Origin of the sequence: Roseomonas chloroacetimidivorans, assembly GCF_049629625.1 — a bacterium.
Classification (GTDB): Bacteria; Pseudomonadota; Alphaproteobacteria; order Acetobacterales; family Acetobacteraceae; genus Roseomonas; species Roseomonas chloroacetimidivorans.
In genome coordinates this window covers 1-3744 of record NZ_JBNBZS010000194.1, presented here as the reverse complement: position 1 = coordinate 3744, position 3744 = coordinate 1, and the positions used below count along the sequence as shown (strand labels likewise).

The following is a 3744-nucleotide window of genomic DNA, read 5'->3' as shown; positions in this document are numbered from 1 at the left end:
TGGCTTGATTGTTGGACCTTTGCTCGTCGCCTGCTCCTTTGCAGGCAGAGGAAACTATCCTCTCCAGGAGGAAAGTACTACCCAGTGGGCATAGGACCGCTATCTCAGCGGCTTCGTTCGAGCAATGCAAGCGGAACAGCGCTCGAACTTAATGATCGGGTCCGGGCAAGTAGAACACCGCGAGGCGGGCAGACTGGACCTTCGCGCAGTGATGCACCGACACTCGTCGACCAGAGCACGCCAGTTGTAGCCAGAGGCCTTCTGCCGACCCATGCGGCCAAGTTCTGCGATAACTCCGACGTGCCCGTCGCGCTGGCTCGGCGCGGTCTCGACCGCTGCGCACGGCACTGCGCCGCATCGTGGTGGCACGATCACCTCAACGTCCGGATGACGTGCCATGACTTCGGTATAGACGTCTCCCCAGTCGAATGCGCCATCCGCGGTGAACGATGCGACGGAATCATTGATCTGGTCGAGCAAGGGATCGCCAAGGCCAAATACGAGGGCTGCCCGCCCCGAGTGGTGCGCGGCTCGGCCTGCCATGCCGCGATCGCCGCCTCTGAAAACCACACCGTCAGGCTGCTTCGGGCACGCAAAGGGGCATCATGCGCCGCCCAGTTCGTCAGGCGGTGCGGCTGTCGCGGGATGTGGTTCCGGCAGTCCTGGTTCGCTTTGAATAGCGAGCTGGGCGCCTCCGAGTGACCGTAGGGCATCACCCTACCTTCAGCCTACCCGAGACCAGCCTCCGGACCGATCCCTGCAAGAAGGTGATCCAGGGCTGCAACGCAGAGCAGCGAAAGCCGTTCGGCCACTTGGAGGCGCTCCGTTGGCCGTATCGCCCAGAACGGGATGCCACATCATCTCCTCACGCTCGAACAGGGAGACCTCACAATGGTGACCATGGTTGGAACCGAAGCGACGCTGGCAGGCCTGGTGGAAAACCTCCTCCTGCTCGAGCACGACGCGATCGCGGCTTATGAGCAGACGATCGAGCGCCTGGAAAACCCCAGCTACAAGGCAGAAATCGCCGAGTTCAAGTCCGACCACGACCGGCACGTCCAGGAGCTGACCCAACTCGCTGCCGCTGTTGGGGCGGCGCCGTACCAGGAGGGAGATGCTAAGCAGATGCTGACCACGGGCAAGGTGGCGCTGGCCAGCATCATGGGCGACAGCGCCATCCTCACGGCGATGCGCTCCAACGAAGAGGATACGGTGACCGCCTATGACCGCGCGTCCCGGCACACCGAGGCGACGCCGGAGGCGCTGGCCATTTTCAAACGGGCCTATGCGGATGAGCTACGCCACCGCGAGTGGATGTCCAACGCCGCCTCCACGGGCTGACGCTATTCGCAAACAACGTCGTGCATGGGTCAGCGCGGCAGAAGCCGCCGGCCGGCAAAGAACAGGCAGAGAACTTGCCAGCCGTGATCAGCTCCTTCGTACTGTCCCCCGCGCCACCTCTGCCGTGCTCTTCGCCCGCTGCCTCGTTCATAGGATGGTGAAGTCAAGCCTCAAGGAACTCACCGCTCCAACGAGTAACCCGGCCGCGGCCGACATGACCAGAATCAGATGCACCGCACAGGTCCTTCCGAGACAGGCCGGGTGTCCGGTTGTGAAATCTCCTTGATCCTCAGCGATGAGGCGTGCGCGGGTGATGTCGTCTGGCCCGGCGCGCCTTTCAGGCGTCTCGGGTTTGGGGCGGGTGAGCTTGCTTCGTGCTCAGGGTTCGATGTGAAATAACTGAATCTGATGGGATGGCTACTCGCCGGATCGGAGCCGAAAGAGGCTGACAGTTCCCGGCCTCGTTGGGGTAAGCTGCTGGAGTGATTGAGGTCGACGACATCCGCACGCGGTATCAGCAAGCCTGCAAGTTCCTGGACGGGCGTGGCCGGCGGCTGTTCGCGGCGACCGGTCTGGCGCGCAGCACCATCCGGCGGGCGATTGTGGAGCTCGGGAGCGGGCGCAATCCGATCGGCACGCGGGTCAGACGCCCGGGTAGCGAGCGCCAGCGCGCGGTCGCTCAGCAGCCGGCACATCAATGCGACGGTGCAGGCGGCGATTGCGGTGGACCAGCCAGCCATCTCGGTGGATACCAAGAAGAAAGAATTGGTAGGCGACTTCAACAACCCCGGCCGCGAACTGCGCGCGAAGGGCCAACCCGAGCCGGTGCGGGTGCACGACTTCGAGTTGCCCAAGATGGGCAAGCTCCGTGGCTTGCGGAGTCATCCTGTATTCCAAGGGTGATGTCCGTAGGGGCGAGCAGGCGGATATCATTCATATCGAGGGTGACGTCGATCACCCAAAGAATCTCGGCACGCTCTGCCCCAAGGGCGCGGCACTGAAGGATTTCGTCCACTCGCCGACCCGGCTGACCCAGCCGCGGGTGCGCAAGCCCGGATCCGACAGGTCCGAGCCGATCTCCTGAGATGCGGCGCTCGACCGGATCGCGCGGCTGATGAAGGACGACCGCGACGCGAACTTCCTGGCGAAGAACGCGGCGGGCGTGCCGGTGAACCGCTGAACGACGACGGGCATGCTCGCCGCCTCCGCCACCACCAACGAGACGGCCTGGCTGATCTGGGCCTGATGTCGCACCTGCTCGCCGGCTATCTGAACATGCCGACGGACCAGGAGGTCGACTTCGAGACCTATATGAAGAGTCGGCAGTTCCGGCCGCTTCGTCCGTGCCAGACCAGCTATTGGCAGAACTACCGGAAGTTCACGGTGAGCTTCCAGAAGGCCATGTGGGGCGATCATGCGACCGCTGAGAATGGCTGGGCCTATGACTACCTGCCCAAGCTCGACGTGCCGGCCTATGACGTGCTGCGTATGTTCGAGCTGATGAACTCGGGCAAGGTCAACGGCTATCTCTGCCAAGGCTTCAATCCCGTGCTCGCCTTCCCAAACCGCGGGAAGGTCACGTCCTCGCTCTCTAAGCTCAAGTTCCTCGTCACGATGGACCCGCTGGAGATGGAGACGTCGCGGTTCTGCCGCCGGCAAGCAGCTGCTGAACTTCTCGCAGCTGCGGGACGACGGCACGACCATGTGCGGCGTGTAGCACTTCTCGGGCTGCTTCAACGAGGCGGGCAACAACATGGCCCGCCGCGACAACAACGACCCCGACGAGACGGGCGCCTATCTCAACTGGACCTTCACCTGGCTGCTGAATCGGCGGACCCTGTACAATCGCGCCTCCTGCGACGTGCAGGGCCGACCGTGGGATCCCTCCCGCAAGCTCATCGAGTGGGACGGGGCGAAGTGGACGGGCTACGACGTGCCGGACATCGCGCCCAATGCGAAGCCCGGGGATGTCGGTCCCTTCATCATGAACCAGGAGGGGGTCTCGCGCCTCTTTGCCTGGGGCATGATGCGGGATGGGCCCTTCCCGTCGCATATGGAGCCCTTTGAGAGCCCGGTGCCGAACGTGCTGAACCCGCGCATGCGGGGCAACCCGGTGTCGCGGCTGTTCGAGAGCGACCTGTCTCAGTTCGGCAATGCGGATGAGTTCCCGTTCGCTGCGACCTCCTACCGCCTCACCGAGCACTTCCATTACTGGACGAAGCACAACCGGGTGAATTCGGCGCTGCAGCCCGAGTTCTTCGTCGAGTGCGTATTCCGGTGATCCTGATCGGCTGTTCCAGCCGAAGGTGATCACCCAATCCGGTGATCATGATCACCTGCCACGCCTTTGGGTTTGGCAGGGGGACGGGGCCGGGGAGCAGTACGGCCGACGGTTGTAGACTT

General features: G+C 63.5%; 4 protein-coding genes and 1 pseudogene. All 5 read left to right on the top strand.

The annotated features are described in order from the left end of the window. The first annotated feature begins 300 nt into the window (after positions 1-300). The 5 genes and pseudogenes from ACO1BU_RS36325 (at position 301) to ACO1BU_RS37795 (ending at position 3622) form a co-directional block, all read left to right on the top strand. Positions 301-702 (top strand): hypothetical protein, encoded by a 402-nt coding sequence (locus ACO1BU_RS36325; RefSeq protein WP_424140735.1) that lies wholly within the window; start codon positions 301-303, stop codon positions 700-702. Positions 703-891: 189 nt separating this feature from the next. After that, positions 892-1341, top strand: a complete 450-nt coding sequence (locus ACO1BU_RS36320; RefSeq protein WP_424140734.1) for a DUF2383 domain-containing protein — start codon at positions 892-894, stop codon at positions 1339-1341. 729 nt (positions 1342-2070) lie between these two features. Further along, positions 2071-2205, top strand: a pseudogene (locus tag ACO1BU_RS36315) (ISAzo13-like element transposase-related protein); the annotation flags it as partial. A 4-nt stretch (positions 2206-2209) separates the two neighbouring features. Beyond that, positions 2210-2425, top strand: a complete 216-nt coding sequence (locus ACO1BU_RS36310; protein WP_424140733.1) for a hypothetical protein — start codon at positions 2210-2212, stop codon at positions 2423-2425. Positions 2426-3094: 669 nt separating this feature from the next. Then, complete coding sequence (locus tag ACO1BU_RS37795; RefSeq protein ID WP_481133268.1) at positions 3095-3622, top strand: hypothetical protein; 528 nt, start codon at positions 3095-3097, stop codon at positions 3620-3622. Positions 3623-3744 lie beyond the last annotated feature (122 nt).